Here is a 21,147-nt window from a genome sequence, read left to right as displayed (position 1 = left end):
TAGACTTACCATTTGGCATAGTGCTGCTCAAGTAAACCATATTCATTTAAGAATACAATTTCTTCGCCATCACGTTGAATTGTACCGCTAATTTTTGCCTGCCATTGACTGAACTGACTACCGACCAATCTTAAATTCAGGTTTTCATAGCGCCGCCAACCTGTGGTGACGATCAAATTTAAGCTGTTATCTAATGAACTAATATTCCATTGATTATCGCCTTGTTGCTGGAACAGCACATCAGACATGGCATACAGATGTCCATTGACCCACAGACAATTTTCATTGCCAAAGCTTTCATTTACCCCAGAGGCAAGATTGATCCCAACGCGTCGATTTTGACTGTCCCAAAAGTTACACGACAGCCAGAACCATGCGGTTTCAGGACGAAGAAAACCACAGGTATCATCTAAAGACACCAATGTCCGGTCATGGAATTGAATGGTCTTGCCTTGCTTATTGATAAAGAAACCTTCACAGCCTAACGTCGTTAGTTTTTGAGTATAGGTCCAACCATTAATCCCTGTGGGGCTACACATACTTAGCGGATCAGTCCCTGCACAAAACACTCGAGCGCTCAGTTTGAGTTCGCCATGTTTCGACATTTGAATGTATCGCACACCATTGGCATGCTGAATGTCCAGTTGAATCCCTGACTTAATAAAATGACTCTGATTAAATAAAGGTTGTTCATCTAAAACGGTATTGCGTGACAGGAAATTAATCGAATTCCATTCCAACACTTCATTCGTAATATGATCATACACATAGACAAAACCGTGCCCCGCCCACGCGATATCGGCGATCGCTAGACCAATCGTATAATGTTCATGCTGAATACAACAAAATTTAAATTTTTTATATTTTAAACGCTTACGCCAACCTTGAAGTCGTTTTCCATACGGTGTCTTATATTCATACTTACTTAAATCGATGCGATTGGGAAGTTCACTAAAACGCCCATAATGCGGCTGTCCATTCGGCCGTATTAAATCCATATACGCCATTCCATTGAGGTTTAAGGTCTAAATCCTGAATGTTATTATGCCTATTATTTAACGCCTGAAAAGACAATCCATCTGATTTCAGGCGAATATCACAAAAAAATATAAAAGCTGACATTTCAGCTCTTAATCATCACAAATGTTCATTTATTAAGATGTAATCATTTTTCCATGAATTTTGCTGGCTATGCGGGGTTTCAACCAATTCGATATAGCGCCCATAGACATGATCAATCGCAATACAATCATCGACATCTAGGGTTCGGTCGGTATGTTGTTTTTGCCAATGTGACTCAAAAAAAGCCTTGCCCCGTTGTTTTGCAACGCTGGCATTTTGTCCCGTCACCAAAACATAACGATGTAATTCACCAAATTCGCGGGCATCATATCCCCCGAGATTAATCAGCCATAATTTTTCATCTTCAGCTCGGGGCGCGGCATCACAAAATTGGATACGATAATGCCGATTTTCAGTGCTGACTGTATGTACCTGTGCCCAAGCATCAATATGTAAGCCTTTTTGCTCACCAAACCATGCCGTTCTCAGTTGCGGATAAACCTCTTCTAATGCGTTACCCACTGCAAGAATGACATCATGCACTTCGATATTTGCTCTTGGATGGCGTCCGCCGAGCATCACCATAAATAAACTGGACACAATCTCCCCCTATTTTTGACTTCAACTGCCCACATAGGGCTGAAGTAATTTCAACAAAATCACGCCGCCTAAAGAGAGTACTGCATTGTTGACGAAATGAATGAGTAAGACATGCCAAATGTTACGCGTCCACAAATAGATGAGGTTGAGAAATAGGCCTGCCGCCATAAAACTGATGGTCGCAATCAAATCGCCATCAAAATTATGATAATGTATCAAGCCGAATAAAATTGAGTTCAGCAAGACCAAAATCACTCGCCACAGCCACGGCTGTACAAACAGCTTTTGCAGCAAGGTATAGCGGAAAATAATATCTTCAAGCAAAGCGGTAAATAATGGCCCAAGACTGATGATCAGCAAGCTAAAAAACGCAATCGTATTGGGATCAATGGTCGATTCTTTTTCAATGTTCTCACCAACGGGCAACAGACTGCGTGTAAAAGAAATCACTACTTGTAAAGCGACTGCACCAACAACCACCAACAGGCTTGAGCGCCAAAAGGCCTGCTTATACTTTTGCCAGTGCGTATATAGCATCGTTTTATAGAGCCAACATACGGCAATAAATAAAATACCGCGAAAGATCGAATCACCCAAAGCAACCTGAGCTGAAACACCAAAAAATTGGTCTAAGAGATAACTGTTGAGCAAGATCAGCGGAAGAATACACAGCGCAAAAGTATCACGCCATTGCCAAGAAATATGGGTTGGAAAGGATTCTGCACGAACCAATTGGGTAAACGTCATTGTTATAAAGTCTTTCTAAAGCGATAAAATTTCCGCAGTATTGTGATTTATTTCACACTTTTATTCTGCATCTGTTTTGTAGTGATTTGCCTCAATAAAATTTTCAGCCCAAAAAAAATCGCGCGGAATGACTTCTGCGCGATTTTTTCTTGACCATCTCCACTTGCGAACTCAGAATATATTCCGAGATTCTCATCCCAAAGGGAGAGGCTGAAAAGCGAAATTACATCTCAACCATTTCCACGCCATCAATGCGGGCAACGGTCATTAAATCTTTATCGCCACGGCCTGATACAGTCGCAATAATGATTTGGTCTTTGTCCATGGTCGGTGCAAGTTTCGTCACATAAGCCATCGCATGTGAGCTTTCTAACGCAGGGATAATACCTTCAATTTGGGTTAAATCACGGAAGCCTTGTAACGCTTCAGTGTCATTGATAGGCACATAGTTCACACGGTGCATATCTTTGAGGAAACTATGCTCAGGGCCTACACCTGGATAATCTAGACCTGCAGAAATTGAATGTGTTTCAATGATTTGACCCTGATCATCTGACATCAAGTACGTACGGTTACCGTGAAGTACACCGACATGACCTGCGTTTAATGGTGCAGAATGCTTGCCCGTTTCAATGCCGTAGCCTGCCGCTTCAACACCGTACATTTTCACATCTTCATCATTTAAGAATGGATAGAATAAGCCCATTGCATTTGAACCGCCGCCCACACATGCCACCAAGGCATCTGGCAGACGGCCTGCTTGTTCTTGAATCTGTTTACGTGCTTCACGGCCAATGATCGATTGGAAATCACGAACCAATTGCGGATATGGGTGTGGGCCAGCCACAGTACCAATCACATAATAAGTAGAGTCAACATTGGTTACCCAGTCACGCATTGCTTCGTTCATCGCATCTTTCAATGTTTTTGAACCGCTTTCCACAGGTACGACCGTTGCGCCAAGCAAACGCATACGGTATACGTTCATGGCTTGACGTTTTACGTCTTCAGCACCCATAAACACCACACACTCAAGGCCTAAACGCGCTGCAATCGTTGCCGTTGCTACGCCGTGCTGACCTGCGCCTGTTTCCGCAATAATACGTTTTTTACCTGAAAGTTTAGCCAGCAAAGCCTGACCAATGGTGTTATTCACTTTATGTGAACCTGTATGGTTCAGGTCTTCACGTTTTAAATAAATTTGCGCACCACCCAACTCTTTCGACCATCGCTCAGCATAATACAAAGGACTAGGACGACCGACGTAATACGCCAAGTCACGGTCGAATTCTGCCAAAAACTGAGCATCATCTTTCATGCGGAAATAGAGTTTTTCTAAGTCCTCAAGTGCTGCCATTAGAGTTTCTGACACAAAACGCCCGCCATGAATACCGAAATGCCCTTGTGCGTCAGGGAATTGGGTATAGTCAATCTTATTTTGCTGATCCACGATGGACTCCTTGCATAAAGCGTTCTATGAGTTGTTGGTCTTTAATACCTTTTGCCGATTCTACACCACCACTCACATCTACGGCGTAAGCACCTGTGGTTCGAATCGCATCTTCAATATTGTCTGGCTTTAAACCGCCTGCCAAGATTAAAGGAATATCGAGTTTTGGGAACTTCGCCCAGTCAAAGCTATGCCCTGTACCGCCTTTCAGCTCTGGATGCCATGCATCTAATAGTACGGCACTTGCCCCTGCTTCTTGAAAGGCTTGAATCTCGCTAATCACGTCCAAATCAGGCTTGACTTGAATGGCTTTGTACCAGCGGCGTCCAACGGTCTGCGCAATTGTTTGGCACTGTTCAGGGCTTTCATCGCCATGAAACTGCAGTATATCTACAGGTGAAATTTTTAAAATATTCTGTATGTCTGCAGCCGATGCATTCACGAATAAACCCACTGTCTGCACATACGGCGGCACATGCTGAATCAGCTCAGCAGCTTGCGCTGCCGTTACACTGCGCGGGCTTGGCGCAAAAAATACGAATCCTATCGCATCTGCACCAGCTTGGACGACAGATTGAATATCTTGAATACGTGTAATTCCGCAGATTTTGGCACGGGTTCGCATGTTGTTTTGGCTCTGACTCCGCCCTATTCATAGCCTATCTATGAATATGAAGGCGAATCATTGTAATGCAATTTTCATGCATTGCGTGGATTTTCAGCATGATTACTGCGCAAAAATAAAAAGCCCTGAATGATCAGGGCTTTTTGAATTATTGAATCGATTATTTCATTGCATAACGTAAGGTTAGCCAAGCAGTACGGCCGTCTTGACGGTAGTAGTAATCACTCCATGAGTCATACACAGTGTAATATTCTTTATCAAACATATTGGCAAGTTTGGCTTGTACAGAAAATTCAGGAGTCGCTTGATAGGTTAAACGTACATCTGCTGTCGCAAAACTGCCAAAGCTTGTTGTATTAGCGGCATCCTTATAACGCTGGTCTTCTGCGTGTACAGAGCCACCTAGCGTCCATTTATCCATCGTATAATCTGCAGATACATTTAATAATTGGCCTGCACGACCCGCAATTTGATTACCTTTGGTCGCCCCAGAATTATATTCAGGCTCTTGATAAGTATAGTTTAAGTTCCACGTGAAGTTGTCCAGTGACTGTCCGAACTCAGCTTCCACACCCTTAATTTTTGCTTTTGCAATATTGGTTCCGCCTGAAATCATATTATCAATTTCATTATGGAAGGCAGAAACAGACCAGTTCAGCCAATGCGACCCTTTGAATCCAATTTCAATGTTTTCAGACTCTTCAGGGACTAAGTTTGGATTTGACCAACCCGGATAATATAAGTCATTAAATGTCGGTGAGCGGAAAGCTGTACCGTATGAAACATAAGTGCTGTAGTTGTCATTAAATGAATAACCAACAGCGGCATTGCCTGTGGTGTGATCACCAAACTGTTCGTTATCATCTAAACGAATAGCAGCTTGCAGGTTCACTCGACCAAAATCGCCAAGATATTGCGCATAGTAACCGACATTATCACGCTCTTTTTCATCGTAATTGGTGGTGCTGTCGACTTGATCATTTAAGTAATCCACACCCACCAATAGTGTGTTGTTTGCATTGAAAGATAATGTGTTTAACCAGCTGATGCTGTCTTTTGTGGTATCAAATACACCCGTCGATTTATCTGCACTAAAGGTTTCGTATTTATCTTCTGAATGGCCAAATTTAAGCTGCGTTTTCCAAAGCTCTACAGGAGAATAGCTAAAGCCAACGCCATACACATTTTGCTCAACCTTGTTATAAGGATTTACGTTATATGGACTATCGTAATTTGTTTCGCCATTTACATAGAGAACATTAAAATCAGCTGCAAATTGATCATTAAACTGATGACCCGCTTTAATTGACGCAGAATAGTTATCATAGCCGTCTTTATCTATTTCAGTCGGCAAAGTTGTTACATCTAAACCTTGTGTTTTCAAGCCAGCCAAACTTAGCGTCGCCCAAGAATTATCCTGACGAATATTCACACCGACATTCGCATCGTAAGTTTCATGTGAACCATACTTGAGCGAAGCAAATGGTTTTACGCCATTTTGCGTACCTTTACGGGTAAAGATTTGAATCACACCGCCTACAGCTTCAGAACCATATAAACTTGAGCGCGGACCTTTGACCACTTCTACACGTTCAATTTGATCAACTGGCAAATGCTCAAAAGAAGTTTGGCCTGAAGTTGCCGAACCCAGTTTTTGACCATCCACCAATACCAATACCGCAGTAGAACCTGTACCACGAATGGAAATACTGGTTGGCTGACCTAAACCACCAGAGTTGGTATACGTTACGCCCGGCACTGTACGAAGCAATTCTTGTAAAGAAGTAAATTGCTTACGTTCAATTTCTTCACGATTAATGACTGTGACTGCTGCCAAAGTTTTTTGTGCGTCTTGCTCAACAATATTGGCAACCGTGTTGGTAATCACTGGAAGTTGATAAACTTGGTCTGCTGCCATCGCAGCAGAAAGTGGAGATAAAACAAAAAGTGACCCGATAAGAGTCTTAGAAAAAGAATGCATGCTGTATTCCCCGATCGCACCGCCCGTGCGAATAATAAAATGGATAACGCAGGCGGATTCAGGGGCAGCAATGCAAGGCCTATATTGGCGTAATGATGCAATCCCGCTATAACGCCCGCCGCATTATGTATAGGTCTGCATCAGGCCGGTCTCCGGACTTAAGGATTTATCGAAATAAAGCCTATTCACCGTTGCGGGGGCAGTGTCAGATTCAAATCACTTTTCAATGTTTAGACTGACTTCCCAGTTTCACTTCTCAATTAAGGAAGCACCTGAAGCGCAGGCAGATTAATTTCTGCTCCACAGCAAGTCAAGCTGTATATGTACCTATCTTCAAATACCCCATAGTTTCGATTGTTCGATAAATCGGAGTTCTCTATACTTAAGCCATTCACAACAGTTGGCATGGGAAGTTTCCACAACACTGCCCCCGCAACGGTGTGCAAGCAATGCCTTGCCAGTCCGATACCTGCTCACTGTGTTCTATCACTCAATCATTTACGTGGGGTAAATGCATGGAGCATTGTATGCCTTTTCCTTTTCAGCCGACTGCGCTTGCAGCTGGCATATCTGCCCTTTGTATTTTTAACTCCCAACTGTCTGTTGCAGCAGATTCTATTGCACAACCTAAATTAGATACCATTGTCGTCACGGCAACACGCTCACAAGAAAAATTAGAAAATGTGCCTGCGCGTATTTCCATTATTGAACCTGCAACCGTAGCGCAATCTCCTATTTCCCAAATGAGCGATTTACTGCGTAACGATGCTTCTATCAATATGGTGCAAAACGGTGGTTTAGGACAAGTGGCTTCGATTTTTGTGCGAGGCACAGAATCCGACCATACCCTCGTACTGCGCGATGGCGTGCGCTTGAACTCAGCAACATCAGGCATGGCGCCATTACAGTTTTTAGACACCACCGATATTCAGCAAATCGAAGTTTTAAAAGGGCCAGCTTCTGTATTGTATGGCTCAGATGCGATTGGTGGTGTGGTACAAATTATTTCCAAGACGCCCTCAGAAAATATCGCCTTTGCCAGTACAGAAGTGGGTGAACACAAAACCTATAAAAGTATTATTGGCACAGATGCCGCAAAAAATGGCTATTATGCACAGATTCGAGGGCAACGCTTAGAATCAGATGCCACCAAAGTTTTTGATTTAGATGAACTGAGCACAGCAAGCTATGACCAAAAAGGCTGGAGTGCAAAAGTCGGATCAAAACAAGAAAATCATGCATATTCATTGGACTATAGTCATAACGATGGTCGCGGCTTTTATGTCAGTTGTAGCAATGAAGATAAAGACTATAACTGCCTAAACTACAGCAATGTCGCGCAAGACTTTAACAATGAAATGATCAACCTACGTGGTGAAATGCGACTTTTACCTGCTTTAGAATTACATGCTCGACTTTCTCAATTTAAAGATGAGCTAGATCAGGTCACAACCACCGACTTCACCCACAATAAAACCCAAGAAGCGGAAATCTATTCCAAATTTGATCTGACACCAAAACAAACGCTTCTAAGTGGGATCACACACCGTAAAATCAGCGGTGATATTGTGTCTTATGGCACGGCTTATCAAGATGATAACCGCAGCACAGGTTATTACTTGCAGCATCAATATCATCAAGATGGTCTTAATACACAACTCGGAATTCGTCTAGAAGACGATGCGAAGTATGGCAGCCATACCATTGGTCAAGCTGCAATTCGTCTGCAAGCACTGCCTCTTACCAGTGTATATGCCAATATTGGTACTGCGTTTAAATCGCCAACCTTAGATGAACGCTATAATAGCTGGTCAGGCAATCCAAACTTAAAGCCTGAAGAAAGTATTTCTTATGAAATTGGCGTCGACCAAAAGCTGAATCATGGGCTAAGTACCGGTCTATCCGTGTACCATACCAAAATCGACCATCTGATTGTGAATGGTCCTCATTACACTTTAGAAAATCTAAATACAGCGGTTTATCAAGGTGTGGAAACCTATCTGCAATGGCAAAATGGGGGATGGTCCAGCAAACTTAGCTATCATTATGTGAAAGCTCAAGATAATGAGAAAAAACAAGATTTACAGCGCCGACCACGTCAGAACTTAAGCTTGACTACTGGCTGGAGCAATGACATTTATGGCATGAATGCAACCTTAAATGCCAAGTCAGATACCTTGGACTATCAAGCACGCAATCCCGGTTATGCCACTATTGATATGAGTGCATTTTGGAATATCAATCCCAAACTCAAAGTCTTTACCAATTTACAAAATATCGGTGATGTCGAATACAAAACCTCATCGTATGGTTCAGGTTTGTATTATATGAATGGCGGGCGTTTAGCCTCTATCGGTGTCACTGTTAAATATTAATACACATCACTTTATTCAACTTTTAATCAAAAAATGGACAATTAAAATGGGCCACCGTTTAAGTAAAATTTATACCCGCACAGGCGATTCAGGTACGACAGGTCTTGGCGACGGATCACGCGTAGCCAAAGATGATTTACGTATTGAAGCCCTAGGCGATGTCGATGAACTCAATTCAAGCATTGGTATTCTGCGTTCGCACATCGCACTTAGCAGTATTGAAGACAAAGCGGCTTGGGATAAATCGCTCAGCCTGATTCAGCATTGGTTATTCGACCTTGGCGGTGAAGTCTGCATTCCAAACTTCAACTTGGTACAACCTGTGTCAATTGAGTTTTTGGAAAATGACATTGACCGTATGAATGAAGCGCTGCCAATGCTCAAAGACTTTATCCTGCCATCAGGAACATTGGTGTGCAGCTTTGCCCATCAAGCGCGTGCAGTTTGCCGCCGTGCAGAACGTCGTTTAATGGCTGTACATAACCGTGACCAGAACATTCAAGCACCGTCATTGCAGCTACTTAACCGACTCTCTGACTGGTTATTTGTCGCATCGCGTACATTACAACGCGCTGAAGGTGGTTCTGAGGTGCTGTGGCAGAAAAATATTAACGACACGATTGATCAATAATTTTTGGATTCAAAAATTGCTCAAATCCTTTGACCAATTAAAAGTCTATTTTACATTGAAATAAATCGAAACATTTCGTCCGATCATTCTTGTATTTCAGGATGATCGGATCAGAATAACAGTGTCATCTCCCTGTCATTCTTACAGGACATTATGTTCTTAACATCTTTTTTTGTAGGCCTCGTATGCGCATAATCGGTCACCGTGGCGCTCGTGGTGAAGCACCTGAAAATACCCTAGGTGGTTTCCAATATATTCAAGACTTAGGAATTCGTGCTGTCGAATTTGACGTTCGGCAATTGAAAGATCGTGCGCTAGTGATCATGCATGATGACCAATTTATGCGAACGACAGGTCAAGATAAACATCTATATGAATGTAGTTCCCAAGAGTTAGAACCCTATAACCATGCTGTGACTTGGTCAGAATGGAATAAAGTTGAGCCGACGCCACTGCTCGAACAAACGCTCAAAATTATTCATAACTTCGATCATATTGAAGTCGAAGTGAAAGCAGTGAAGACACAGACTGAAGCTGAAGCGCTGACTGAAACCTTGGAACAACAGCTCCAAGGTTTCGAACATTCCGCGGTGATCACCAGTTTTGACCCTAAAATTCATCTTGCTTTGCAACAAAAAAATCCGGCTTCAAACGCGGGCTTTTAGTTGAAACGGACGTAAAATTTAAAGCGATTGAACAAGCACTTGAATTAGGTTGTATCCAAATTGGTTGGATGAACCAACTTGCCAATTCAGACATTATTCAGGCCACGCAGCAGGCAAAATTAAATGTGAGCGTATGGACTGTCAACGACGTTGATCGTGCTAAACAGCTTAAAGATTGGGGCATTAACGGCTTAATTACCGACTATCCTAAATTAATGATGCAGCATTTTTAATGCTGCTTTATTCACCTAGATTTGTGTAATTCACTTCTCGATCAACACGTCGCTATTTCAATCGGTCTATTTTCTTTCTAAAACCAATACAGTTTTTCCCAGACTGTTTTGCATCGTCATCTGTTTCCCTTTTATTTGGAATTGTGTTGCGGCTTGCAAGGCATCTGAAAGTTCAGCCTCTTGAGCCAAAGCCGAATCACAGCTGAAATAACCTGCTCGGGCATTCAGATCAACGCTGTGTTTTAAGGTATCAATCACATAAGTGCCACTGATATTGTTACATCCCGTATTTCCCTGAATTTGTCGAAATTGCGAATTGAACTGAAGATAAGGTTGATGATGAAAGAACTTGGCTTTTTGCCCTGCAATTTGCACAATCTCCCATGGAATATCTTGTATCCCATCATTCACGCGAATAACTTTTAATGGCTGCTCAATACTGTTGCCCAGTGATTTTTCGTGTGACTTTGTAGTCACCGTCTGCGTCGGAGAATTTTGACAAGCCATCAGTCCAAGACAACTGATCAGAAAGCTGCCCCAGATGCAGTATTTGATAAGTAATTTCAGATTATTTTGACAAATTTGCTGTTTTTTTGGCATCTTCTTACTCCACAAAAAGTCAAATAACTTCAGTCGTATTATGTTACTGTCTAGAACAATACAACTGTACAATAACAGTGGTGAAAACGGGTTTTCCCGTGCTACTATTCTGTACGTTTAAAATCCCTTAAAAGTTTAATGGGATTCGTCCTATCTATACCTCCCAAGGTTTCAGGAGTGCTGTTGGAGATGAATGCTCCCCTACCCAAAGCCCCAATGAACTGGATTGCCATTTTTGCATTGGTGTTTTTACCTATTGTCGCAGTTATTGTAATTCCGTTATATGCCATTAATCATGATTTTAGTGCCGCTGCTTGGATCAGTATGTTTGTTTTACTGGGTGTCAGTAGTTTAGGTATTACCGCAGGTTATCACCGCTTATGGGCACACCGTGCTTATGAAGCAACCTTGCCTTTAAAAATCATTTTAATGCTCATGGGTACTTTTGCAGTTCAAAATAGTATTTTATTTTGGGCTTCAGGCCACCGTACACATCACCGTCATGTTGATGATGTGGATCAAGATCCATACTCAATCAACCGTGGTTTTTGGTATGCACACATTGGTTGGATGCTTCGTGATTATCCAGCAGCAGCACCAAACTATAAAAATGCACCTGACTTATTAAAAGATAAAGTCGTGATGTTCCAAGACAAATATTACATCCCTTTAGTGATTGCCGTTCACGCAGCTATTTTGTTACCAATTGGTTGGGCTGTTGGCGACATGTGGGGCGTTCTATTATTGGGCGGTTTAATGCGCCTAATCTTGAGCCATCATGTGACGTTCTTTATTAACTCACTTTGCCATATGTGGGGAAAACGTCCGTATACTGATGAAAATACGGCACGCGATAACTTTGTTCTAGCTATTGCTACTTGGGGTGAGGGTTATCATAACTATCACCACATTTTCCAATACGACTACCGTAATGGTGTGAAATGGTGGCAATACGATCCCACTAAATGGTTGATTTGGAGCTGCTCTAAATTAGGTCTTGCTAAAAATTTACGCCGTATTCCTAGCTTTAATATTAAAAAAGCTGAGTTGGCTATGAAGTTCAAATATGCTGAACAAGACCTTGCGATCTATGGTCTGAATATGACCGATGACATCGCCACAGCAAAACAACGTATTTCTCAAGAATATGATGCGTTTTCGCAAACTTTGAATGACTGGGCAAAATTAAAAGAACAGGAAATTCAAGCGAAGAAAACAGCAGTTGCTGAAAAAATTCATCAAATGGATGACAAACTCAAACTTGAATTCCAGCAAGTTGAACAACGCCTATCTCAGCACCGTGAAACACTGAATCAATTAATGCGTAATTTGAAAAAGAAAACCGCTTAACTGTTTTAAAGCTCCTCAAATGATAAAGCCTCCCTTGTGGAGGCTTTATTGATTTTAAGCTACAGTTTTTCTATCTGGTCTTTGCTATAGTTTAAACATAATTTGAATTTTTAAAGATCATTATGCTGTTCAATGCCCGATATAACACCCTGCCACCTCGCCTGTACCATCATCAGCAGCCTGTACCTTTAAAAGGCGCAAAAGCTGGGCATTTTAATGCGGCTCTTGCAGATGAGCTGCAATGGTCGGCAGAAGATCAAGCTGCGTGGGTTGAAATCTGCAGCGGTCAAAAAACCTTTGCTGAATTTGAACCTTTGGCCATGGTCTATGCAGGTCACCAGTTTGGACAATGGGCCGGCCAATTGGGCGATGGACGCGGCTTATTGATTGGGCAAATCATCGATAAACATGGGCAAACCATTGACCTGCACCTTAAAGGCGCCGGCTCGACCCCTTACTCACGCATGGGCGATGGTCGTGCAGTATTGCGCTCGACTATTCGTGAATATTTGGCAGGACATGCGCTGAACAGCTTAGGTGTTGCATCCAGCAATGCGGTGGGTTTTACCAGTTCTGAGCAAGGTGTACAGCGCGAAAAACTCGAGCTCGGCGCGATGATGCTGCGTACATCTGACTGTCATATCCGATTGGGACATTTTGAATGGATCAATCAATATCAGGGTGATTTACTACCTGAATTCACGCAAAAATGTATTGAGTGGCACTACCCTGAATGCTTGGATGCTGAACAGCCCATTTTGGCTTTTGCCACTCAAGTTATTCAGCGTACCGCAGTGATGATTGCCAAATGGCAGCTGATTGGTTTTGCACATGGCGTGATGAATACTGACAATCTGAATATTACCGGTTCAACTTTGGACTTTGGCCCTTATGGCTTTATGGAACGCTTCCGTCCAAACTGGATCAATAACCATTCGGATTACCAAGGCCGCTATACCTATCAGCAGCAGCCAAGTATCGGGCATTGGAATTTATGGCAATGGCTGAATAATCTCATTCCGCTCTGCCCTACGGACTATGACAAAGAACAGTGGAAAGAAGATTTAGCTAAGTGCTTAGAGCATTTTGAACTGACCTTCTTGGAACATTATAAATTGGGCTTAGCTCAGAAAATGGGTTTGCCAAGTTTCCATAAAGACAGCTTTGACTGCGCCATGGCCTTTTTGCGTATTCTGCAAAGTGAACAGCTGGACTACACGCAAAGCTTTATTCGTCTGCAAAATCATGAATATGAAGCCATTAAAGATGACTGCTTAGACCGCCGCGCCTTTGAAGGTTTCTTGGCACAATATGAAAGTATCCGTGAGCATCAGGACACCGATGCTTTAGATGCGGAAATGGCACAGGCCAATCCGCAATATATCTTGCGTAACCATATGGCGCAAAAGGCGATTGAGCTTGCTGAACGTAATGATTTTTCAGAAGTTGAGCGTTTGTTTACATTATTGAGCCAACCATTTACTAAACAACTTGACCTAGAAAAAACTGAAGATTTAGGACCTTTACCAAGTGATGTGCCTGAAGTGATGGTCAGCTGCTCGTCTTAAAAAATTATCCACAAATCCACATTTCACTCGAATCAAAATTGTGGATAATTTAAACATTATCCACAATTCAGAAATCGATGGACTGCGAAAGCAGTTTATCCACTAAATTACAATGACAAGAAAAAATATCACGATCTTTAGTTTCGCTATCCTAATCTGCCTTGTTGCAAGCTATTCGGGCTATCAAAAATTTGAAAAATATCTACCTACACCTGCCAATGCACTGGCCTTTCCACCTAAATTAAGTGATTTGCAAATTCAAAAAATTCGCACAGAAACGCCGATCGACAATATTCAGGTACATAAAGCTGAGCGTTATTTAGAGTTAAAACATCAGGATCAGGTCATTCGGCGTTACCCGATGCGTCTGGGTTTTCAACCGCTTGGACATAAAGTTCAAGAAGGTGATGGCAAGACGCCAGAAGGAACTTATCATATAGATTGGCGCAATCCGCAAAGCGCATTTTATAAATCTTTGCATATCTCTTACCCCAATGCGGCCGATAAACAGAAGGCTAAAAATCTAGGGGTTTCTGCAGGTGGTGACATTATGATTCATGGTTCGGCGACCAGTTTACAAATGAAAGCTGCACCACAACTGATGACGTATTTCCCACAAAAAGATTGGACTTGGGGCTGTATTGCAGTGCGTAATATTGATATGGATGAAATTTGGCAATTGGTAAATAATGATACCGTTATTCATATTCATCCTTAGACTTTAACGTTCAAGCTTATTTTTAGGTTATTTCTTATGATTGCATTACACGCTGCAGCAGCTAAGTCGGCCTTAGCCTTGCCTGAAACCACATGCAGCCAGCCTTTTGGTGAAGGCTGTGATGTGTTTAAAGTGATGGATAAGGTTTTTTTGCTGAGTTTTCACTTAGAAGGCAAAGCAGCGATCAATTTGAAAGTGCTGCCAGACAATGGCGCAATGTTTAGAGATATTTATCCCTTTATTCGTGCGGGTTGGCATATGAATAAGCAGCATTGGATTTCTGTATTTGCAGATGAAGAATTGGAAGAAGAACTGCTGCAAGATTTGGTGCTAAATTCTTATGAATTGGTGGTGTCGAAGTTAAAGAAAGGACAACGGCAGAGGATTGAATTGCTGAGAAGTGTTTAGATAATATTTCCCTTTCGATCTGGTTGATTTTGCAAATTTAGTATAATCGCAATTATGTTTAATCGGTGTATTATTAACAGACTGGAATATTATTTTTCTATATAATTCTTAATCTCTTACTTTAGTTAAACCAATAATCAAAATGAAACTACTAATAATCATTGGCATTACTTTAAGCTTCAATTCATTAGCATGGTCTGCATTACCTGAAAATAATCAAATTTCTTCAATTCTCAAAAACCAACTCAGCGATAAAATATTAACTGAATCTGAAATTATGGAAGGTGCTGCACAAACCCAAGGTCTATATCAATATTGCATCCAAGATACTGTAAGCAAACTTAAGCTTATGTATCCTGATGCAGATCAAGCAATAGACTTCTTTCATAATTCATTTTTTGCTCAGCTCTAAATTATAGATTCCCGCAATTAAATTGAATCTTAAGCCCAGTCTTTTTCCTCGATTACGATATCGCTCGGCAAGGATTTTGAAAGTTTTTAAACTACCAAATACATGCTCAACCCCAATTCTTCTTTTGTTGATTTCTTGATTATAGATTTTTAGTTCAGGATCCAATTTACAGCGCTTTTTTGCTTTTAATGGCAACAAGCTATTTGGATACACTGCGTAAATCCCTTGATAGCCTTTATCTGCAAGGATAAAGGCACCTGCCGGAATCTGATGTAAGTTTCGTTTGAAGAGTTCGAAATCATGTACAGCACCACGATCAGTGCATAAACTCATAATTTGCTGAGTTCTATAATGAATGATGGCCTGAACTTTGAAAGTATGTGCCTTCTTTTTGCCACTATAGCTTTTCTTCTGTTTTTTTAGGTCTTTGTATTGGAATTTCTGTGGCATCAACAATCACCACGTTCCAGTCGATGCCTTCGCCCTCAGGCAAATGCTTCGGTAAATTAAATAAATTGGACTTGATCAGGCAGTCCTCTACATGACGGACAATTCTTGAAGCAGTCGGCTCTGACACACCATAACTTGTTGCAACATGGAACAAGGTTCGGTATTCACGCCAATAACTTAAGCACAGAAGGATTTGATCTTCTATGCTCAATTTAGTTGGTCTACCTTTAGCAGGAACATGCATTTTCAGTTGTTCAACCATTAAATCAAAGGTTGACCATGATATGCCGGTGTATCGCTTAAATTGTGTTTCAGAAAGCTTCTTTGAATCGATATATTTCATCCGCAGATTATGCATGAATATTTAAAATTCTTCGGTACAAATAATCAGCAAGAGACTGTTCGTTTTTTGATTTATGAAAGAGGCTTAATGACAATGGATACCGTTAATAATGCTTGTATATATCCTGAAGATCGCTTTAATCTATATAGCATATTATTAGCTGCTTCTAGCATGAAAAAACCTATGTCAGAGAAAGAAGCGGCCATATTTATAGAACAAAATTATCTTAACAATGGTCGTAATCAAACAAATGCTACTCAGCGTGAGAAAATTTATACAAACCTAGGTTTATTGAAGTAAAAAATCATCGAAGACTTTTGAAAAATTAAATAATTTTTTATTGAATTAATATTCCAAGCTTCTGTCATATAACATAGATTAAGTTTTCTAAAATCAGCATAATACACGTTATACGAAATAATTTGTTTTATCCAATATAAATCATAATCTTATATAAATTCGCCCTAGAATTGAGTGCACTAGAGCAGTTTTTATATGAATATTCACTCAATTTGCGTATTTTGTCAGGATTTTTCAAAATCATTTTTTAGTGACAGTGAACAAAGGCTCATCCCTAAGCCTTCATGGTATTAAACCTTCTTCAATTGCATCACTTTAAACAGCACATACAGCAGTAAAATCCATACGGGCTGCATCAGCACCGACAGCATAAAGCCCTGATTCCACATGATGTATAAAATCATCAGCATGAACACCAAAACAAAATAGTTGGTGAACGGTGCAAATAAAGCAGGAAACTTGGTCAGTATGCCCTGTTGCTGCATCGCTTTTCTAAACTTCAAATGAATCAAGCTGATCAGCATCCAATTCAGCACCGCAGCGCTCACCACGATATAAATCAAATAACTCAATGCTTTTTCAGGTAAGAAATAATTCAACAGCACACAGCCAAAAATCAGCAAAGCAGAAAATAAAACTGCAGCAATCGGTGTCCCGTGTTTATTCACCTGCTTAAATGCTTTTGGCGCATTGCCTTGTTCTGCCAAGCCCAGCAGCATGCGGCTATTGGCATACATGCCGCTATTACAGACCGAAACGGATGCAGTCAAAATAATAAAGTTCAGCAAATGTGCCGCCCAATCAATCCCCATCTGATTAAAAATCATCACAAAAGGACTATGATCCAAACCGCCAAGTTTCAACTGATTCCACGGCACCAGCGACAGCAGTACCGCCAAGGAACAGATATAAAATAAGAACACGCGGATCACGGTCTGATTCACCGCTTTGGGAATATTTTGATCAGGATTTTCAGTTTCAGCCGCCGCCATGCTGATTAATTCAATGCCGCCAAAAGCAAACATCATAAAGGCTAGCATGTAGAATAAGCCTTCAAAACCGTGCGGGAAGAAGCCGCCATGTACCCATAAATTACTAATCGAAGCGGTAGAGTCTGCGCCTGCTGTAAGTAGCAGGTATATACCAAAAATAATCATGGCAACAATCGCCACAACTTTAATCATCGACAGCCAAAATTCAGATTCTGCATACAGTTTGACATTGGCTAAATTGGCTAGCGTAATCACAGCAAAAAACACCAGAACTGAAACCCAAGCAGGCACATGCGGCCACCAGTAATTGATATATTTGCCTATCGCAGTCAGCTCGGTCATCACCACTAAAATGTAGAGAATCCAGTAGTTCCAGCCCGTTAAAAAGCCAGCAAACTTGCCCCAATATTTAAAAGCAAAATGACTGAATGAACCTGTGACTGGCTCTTGTACAACCATCTCGCCCAACTGGCGCATAATCATAAAAGCAATCAAGCCACCAATCAAATAGCCCAGAATTATCGATGGTCCAGCCGACTCAATAATATGCGCAGAGCCTAAAAATAGCCCTGTCCCGATTGCGCCACCCATTGCAATCAGCTGAATATGACGGTTCTTTAATCGGCGCTGCAGTTGAGGCATTTCGCTGCTCACAACACGTTCTCATCTTATAAAAAAGTGGATTGTAGCCTGTGCAGCTCTTTGCAGCCAAATATTCGCAGATCATTTCTGTATGAATCATTATGGAATACAGCGCGTGAGCTGCATTTCTCCATAGCACTTGGTCAAATTGATAGGATGGACAATACGGGCCATAAGATTCCATTCGAACAGCCGGAAGCTTTAGGCGCCAGTATACTAAAGTGGCTGAATATATTGTCCCTTTAAATATAAACAGCCCTCAATAGAGAGCTGCTTTTTAGCATTCACTTCACTTGATGGATGATTGATAGTGAATGCAGAACGTCTAAACCTATTTATTCATGCTGCGGTGTCATGTAAATCTTTATTTTCGCTGTGGCACTTCAGCCCACCGTGCATAACTCTTCGTGCTTTTCAGCACAGCGCCCGCTTGTTTTGCAGCGAAGCCACTATAGTCCTGAGAGAAACTATCCGAATTTTCATCAAAACTCGCACCATCAAATAATGGGAAAGTTCCGGCTTTTTTCTGTATCACCACATCATCAATCATCCAGCCGCGGAAACCATTATAAAGTCCATCGACCGTTCTAAATTGGAATTTCAGCTGAACATTGGCCTTGCCTGCATATTCATCTAATGAAATTGCTTCTTGTTGAACAGCAGCCGGTGCGAGGTTAAAGCCTAAATTACTGTATGGAATCGGCGCGCGCTCATATGCAGAGGATGGATCTGCCAGCGGGTTTAAACGAGCCAAAGTCTTAAAGCTATTGCCGCCGTCGGTAGAAACTAAAATATTCATCAAATCGAATCCCTGATTATTTGGATTGACCGACTCAATTTCCCACCATGTTTTAAAGCTTAAACTCAAAGGCGCCTGATACTGGCTTAGATTAATGGCAGGTGAAATCAATTCACCCCTATTGTCATACTGCGAGGTGCCGCCATCAAACTCTAGAGCCGTGGATGAATCACTTAAAGCGCCAATAAAGTTGCCATTTACTTTGTCACCATACCAATACGCAGTATTGCCTTGCAGTGGCTCAGGCACCTTGCCTTGACTTTGGTCATTTGGCGCTAAGCGTACACGCTGATTCACTTGATAATTACGAATGTTGTGACCTTTGTTTAGCAACTGCCAATCGACATTAGCCACACTTGGTTGCGACCTTGTCCATGCATTGCGGGTTGCTGAGTCCACTTCAAAAGTTTCACGCCAAACTGCATCTGCAGACACTGTTTCAGGTAGCACTTCAAATTGATAGCCCGATGCAGAAGAAGCAATGACCGTAACTTTTTTCGTAATAGTGTTAATTCCTGCACCGTTAATGGTTAGCGTGGCATTTTTCAATGCTTCAAGCAGATCATTGCTCACATTAAATGAAAGCGTGAAATATCCATTGGCATCAGTCAAAGCACTAACAAATGCGCCATTGGTCGCTGTACCGCCAGACAATGACACTTGCGCATTCGCCAAAGGTTTCCCTTTAAAAATCACTTGACCAGAGAATGTTCCGACCACTGCATCATTGACTGGTGCATCACTTAGTGTCTGACAGTCTTGGTCTAAGCAGTTGAGAACCACATTCAACACAATGCTCTTATTGGTATTTTTAGGATGGATCAAGAATGCCGAAACTGCAGACTGTCCATTTTTAGTGACCAAAACATAATATGTCCCTGCAGCCAATTTAGGCAGTTTAACGATGCCTTGAGCATTGGCAAGATAATTTTGACCTTTAAAATGTGCCGCTGTCGGTAAACTATTGATCGGTGGAAAGAACTGCTCAGAATCATCTGCTGTAATTGTATTCGTTGCTATTTTCAGACTGCCTGCTTGTACTTTCTGCCATTCTTCATCACTTAAAATCTGAATCGACGCAGCATTTAAAGCAAGATTATTCACATCTAATAAAGTCAGCTCTTCTACACTTTTTTGTACCATAGCATCGGCAACTGGCTCTGGCGGTACACTCCCTGTCTCATCACGATCACTACCCCCACATGCCGTTAAACCCAAGACACCCGTTACCATTATTATTTTTACAAAAGCGCTATTTTTCATCTGTTCTGCCCTCTGGCTGTTCCATTTTTAAAAATTGTTATGTCCACATTGAACTTTGCCAGCTCAAACATACTGGTTAATATTCCAGCAAAATAATAACCAATTTTCACAAAATGCGCAAGTTTCGCATTTTATGCCTTTATGGCTTTCGGTTCTTTTTGTATTTAAAATTAATGCAACTAGCTATACACGTAGCAAAAAAAACAGGCCGAAGCCTGTCCTTTTAATATTTACAATCTATTTTAATCTTCTGGATATTCAAAACGATAACCAACGCCATACACGGCTTGAATCCACTCATGACGGTTGCCGGTTTCCGCTGCATCCGAAATTTTACGGCGCAGGTTTTTAATGTGGCTGTCAATCACACGGTCCGCTACTTCAAAACTGTCTGGGTTGATATGATCTAGCAATTGCGCACGTGAATACACCTGCCCTACATGCTCTAGGAACAACTCTAGTAAACGAAACTCCGTTGGCGTTAAGCTCAACGCTTTTTGTTGATACCAAATGCGCTGCTGTGCTTTGTCCATACGGAATAAATCATTGACTTCGGGTTCTGCTTTACGGTCTAAACGGCGCAGAACTGCTTGTACACGTGCCACCAATTCTTTCGGGCTAAATGGCTTACAGACGTAATCATCAGCACCCATATTCAACCCCAATACACGGTCGATTTCTTCAGTTCGTGCAGTCACCATAATAATTGGCAGATCAGACTGCTCACGGACTTTACGGCAAATGGTTAAGCCATCCATACGTGGCACCATTAGGTCCAAAATCATTAGACTCGGCTTACGCTGCGTGAAGCTCTCATAGGCTTCTTGACCATCATGAAACATGCTGACTTCAAAGCCTGCAGCCTCTAGATAATCACGCACTAGCTGTGCAAGTTCCACTTCATCTTCAACCAACATGATATGTTTCATGCAT

At 41.6% G+C, this 21,147-nt stretch carries 20 protein-coding genes, 1 pseudogene and 1 riboswitch; of the genes and pseudogenes, 9 read left to right on the top strand and 12 right to left on the bottom strand.

What is annotated here, in order from left to right:
• Positions 1-5 precede the first annotated feature (5 nt).
• The 6 genes from MST18_RS02975 to MST18_RS02950 all read right to left on the bottom strand — a co-directional run bounded on the left by MST18_RS02975 (position 6) and on the right by MST18_RS02950 (position 6,465).
• Positions 6-998, bottom strand: a complete 993-nt coding sequence (locus MST18_RS02975) for a DUF2804 domain-containing protein (RefSeq protein ID WP_078194136.1) — start codon at positions 996-998, stop codon at positions 6-8.
• Between the two features lie 139 nt (positions 999-1,137).
• Positions 1,138-1,662: a DUF1543 domain-containing protein gene (locus MST18_RS02970; protein WP_180055840.1), complete on the bottom strand. Its 525-nt coding sequence runs from the start codon at positions 1,660-1,662 to the stop codon at positions 1,138-1,140.
• 21 nt (positions 1,663-1,683) lie between these two features.
• Positions 1,684-2,409: a CPBP family intramembrane glutamic endopeptidase gene (locus MST18_RS02965; RefSeq protein WP_180078789.1), complete on the bottom strand. Its 726-nt coding sequence runs from the start codon at positions 2,407-2,409 to the stop codon at positions 1,684-1,686.
• 223 nt (positions 2,410-2,632) lie between these two features.
• Positions 2,633-3,859, bottom strand: coding sequence for a tryptophan synthase subunit beta (gene trpB / locus MST18_RS02960; RefSeq protein WP_111885382.1), 1,227 nt, complete (start codon positions 3,857-3,859; stop codon positions 2,633-2,635).
• Entirely contained in the window at positions 3,843-4,484 is a 642-nt protein-coding gene (locus MST18_RS02955) for a phosphoribosylanthranilate isomerase (protein ID WP_180133948.1), read from the bottom strand. Before MST18_RS02955 ends, trpB begins: the two co-directional genes overlap by 17 nt.
• Before the next feature lie 160 nt (positions 4,485-4,644).
• Positions 4,645-6,465, bottom strand: a complete 1,821-nt coding sequence (locus MST18_RS02950) for a TonB-dependent receptor domain-containing protein (protein ID WP_180133947.1) — start codon at positions 6,463-6,465, stop codon at positions 4,645-4,647.
• 125 nt (positions 6,466-6,590) lie between these two features.
• A riboswitch (cobalamin riboswitch) is annotated at positions 6,591-6,756 on the bottom strand.
• A 236-nt stretch (positions 6,757-6,992) separates the two neighbouring features.
• Here MST18_RS02950 and MST18_RS02945 point away from each other — a divergent pair.
• From MST18_RS02945 to MST18_RS02935, 3 genes and pseudogenes are all read left to right on the top strand, one after another.
• Positions 6,993-8,840, top strand: a complete 1,848-nt coding sequence (locus MST18_RS02945; RefSeq protein ID WP_257227557.1) for a TonB-dependent siderophore receptor — start codon at positions 6,993-6,995, stop codon at positions 8,838-8,840.
• A gap of 46 nt (positions 8,841-8,886) precedes the next feature.
• On the top strand, positions 8,887-9,471 hold the full coding sequence (locus tag MST18_RS02940; RefSeq protein ID WP_111885379.1) for a cob(I)yrinic acid a,c-diamide adenosyltransferase: 585 nt from the start codon (positions 8,887-8,889) through the stop codon (positions 9,469-9,471).
• Between the two features lie 185 nt (positions 9,472-9,656).
• A pseudogene (locus tag MST18_RS02935) lies at positions 9,657-10,369 on the top strand (glycerophosphodiester phosphodiesterase).
• A 66-nt stretch (positions 10,370-10,435) separates the two neighbouring features.
• Here the strand turns inward: MST18_RS02935 and MST18_RS02930 are convergent.
• Positions 10,436-10,969: an META domain-containing protein gene (locus tag MST18_RS02930; RefSeq protein WP_180133945.1), complete on the bottom strand. Its 534-nt coding sequence runs from the start codon at positions 10,967-10,969 to the stop codon at positions 10,436-10,438.
• 189 nt (positions 10,970-11,158) lie between these two features.
• Between MST18_RS02930 and MST18_RS02925 the strand changes: the two genes are divergently transcribed.
• The 5 genes from MST18_RS02925 (at position 11,159) to MST18_RS02905 (ending at position 15,425) form a co-directional block, all read left to right on the top strand.
• Positions 11,159-12,319, top strand: a complete 1,161-nt coding sequence (locus tag MST18_RS02925) for an acyl-CoA desaturase (RefSeq protein ID WP_180133944.1) — start codon at positions 11,159-11,161, stop codon at positions 12,317-12,319.
• Between the two features lie 122 nt (positions 12,320-12,441).
• Positions 12,442-13,887 (top strand): YdiU family protein, encoded by a 1,446-nt coding sequence (locus tag MST18_RS02920; RefSeq protein ID WP_180133943.1) that lies wholly within the window; start codon positions 12,442-12,444, stop codon positions 13,885-13,887.
• Positions 13,888-13,999: 112 nt separating this feature from the next.
• Positions 14,000-14,605: a murein L,D-transpeptidase family protein gene (locus tag MST18_RS02915; RefSeq protein ID WP_180133942.1), complete on the top strand. Its 606-nt coding sequence runs from the start codon at positions 14,000-14,002 to the stop codon at positions 14,603-14,605.
• A gap of 36 nt (positions 14,606-14,641) precedes the next feature.
• The gene (locus tag MST18_RS02910) at positions 14,642-15,013 is read left to right on the top strand and encodes an MmcQ/YjbR family DNA-binding protein (protein ID WP_218950078.1); all 372 of its coding nucleotides are present in this window, start codon (positions 14,642-14,644) and stop codon (positions 15,011-15,013) included.
• 142 nt (positions 15,014-15,155) lie between these two features.
• The gene (locus MST18_RS02905) at positions 15,156-15,425 is read left to right on the top strand and encodes a hypothetical protein (RefSeq protein WP_218955383.1); all 270 of its coding nucleotides are present in this window, start codon (positions 15,156-15,158) and stop codon (positions 15,423-15,425) included.
• Here MST18_RS02905 and MST18_RS02900 read toward each other — a convergent pair.
• Both MST18_RS02900 and MST18_RS02895 read right to left on the bottom strand, forming a co-directional pair.
• Positions 15,405-15,875: a transposase family protein gene (locus MST18_RS02900; RefSeq protein WP_213066213.1), complete on the bottom strand. Its 471-nt coding sequence runs from the start codon at positions 15,873-15,875 to the stop codon at positions 15,405-15,407. The two genes, MST18_RS02905 and MST18_RS02900, sit on opposite strands and share 21 nt — an antisense overlap.
• A complete protein-coding gene (locus tag MST18_RS02895) occupies positions 15,823-16,218 on the bottom strand; it encodes a transposase family protein (protein WP_067764127.1) in 396 nt (131 codons plus the stop codon). Before MST18_RS02895 ends, MST18_RS02900 begins: the two co-directional genes overlap by 53 nt.
• Before the next feature lie 9 nt (positions 16,219-16,227).
• On the opposite strand from MST18_RS02895, the gene MST18_RS02890 reads away from it, so the two are divergent.
• Positions 16,228-16,518, top strand: coding sequence for a hypothetical protein (locus MST18_RS02890; protein ID WP_218955372.1), 291 nt, complete (start codon positions 16,228-16,230; stop codon positions 16,516-16,518).
• A gap of 290 nt (positions 16,519-16,808) precedes the next feature.
• Here MST18_RS02890 and MST18_RS02885 read toward each other — a convergent pair whose 3' ends face one another.
• The 3 genes from MST18_RS02885 to MST18_RS02875 form a co-directional block, all read right to left on the bottom strand.
• On the bottom strand, positions 16,809-18,164 hold the full coding sequence (locus tag MST18_RS02885; protein WP_180133570.1) for an amino acid permease: 1,356 nt from the start codon (positions 18,162-18,164) through the stop codon (positions 16,809-16,811).
• Between the two features lie 352 nt (positions 18,165-18,516).
• On the bottom strand, positions 18,517-20,214 hold the full coding sequence (locus MST18_RS02880) for a carboxypeptidase regulatory-like domain-containing protein (RefSeq protein WP_180133571.1): 1,698 nt from the start codon (positions 20,212-20,214) through the stop codon (positions 18,517-18,519).
• Positions 20,215-20,456: 242 nt separating this feature from the next.
• Positions 20,457-21,143 carry a response regulator gene (locus MST18_RS02875; protein WP_180133572.1) on the bottom strand — a complete coding sequence of 229 codons (687 nt, stop codon included), beginning with the start codon at positions 21,141-21,143 and terminating at the stop codon, positions 20,457-20,459.
• Between the last annotated feature and the right edge of the window lie 4 nt (positions 21,144-21,147).

This window comes from Acinetobacter sp. YH12068_T, from assembly GCF_024606005.1.
In the GTDB taxonomy this organism is placed as follows: domain Bacteria; phylum Pseudomonadota; class Gammaproteobacteria; order Pseudomonadales; family Moraxellaceae; genus Acinetobacter; species Acinetobacter amyesii.
The sequence above is the reverse complement of the archived record's forward strand: the minus strand, read 5'-3'. Positions and strand labels throughout refer to the sequence as shown.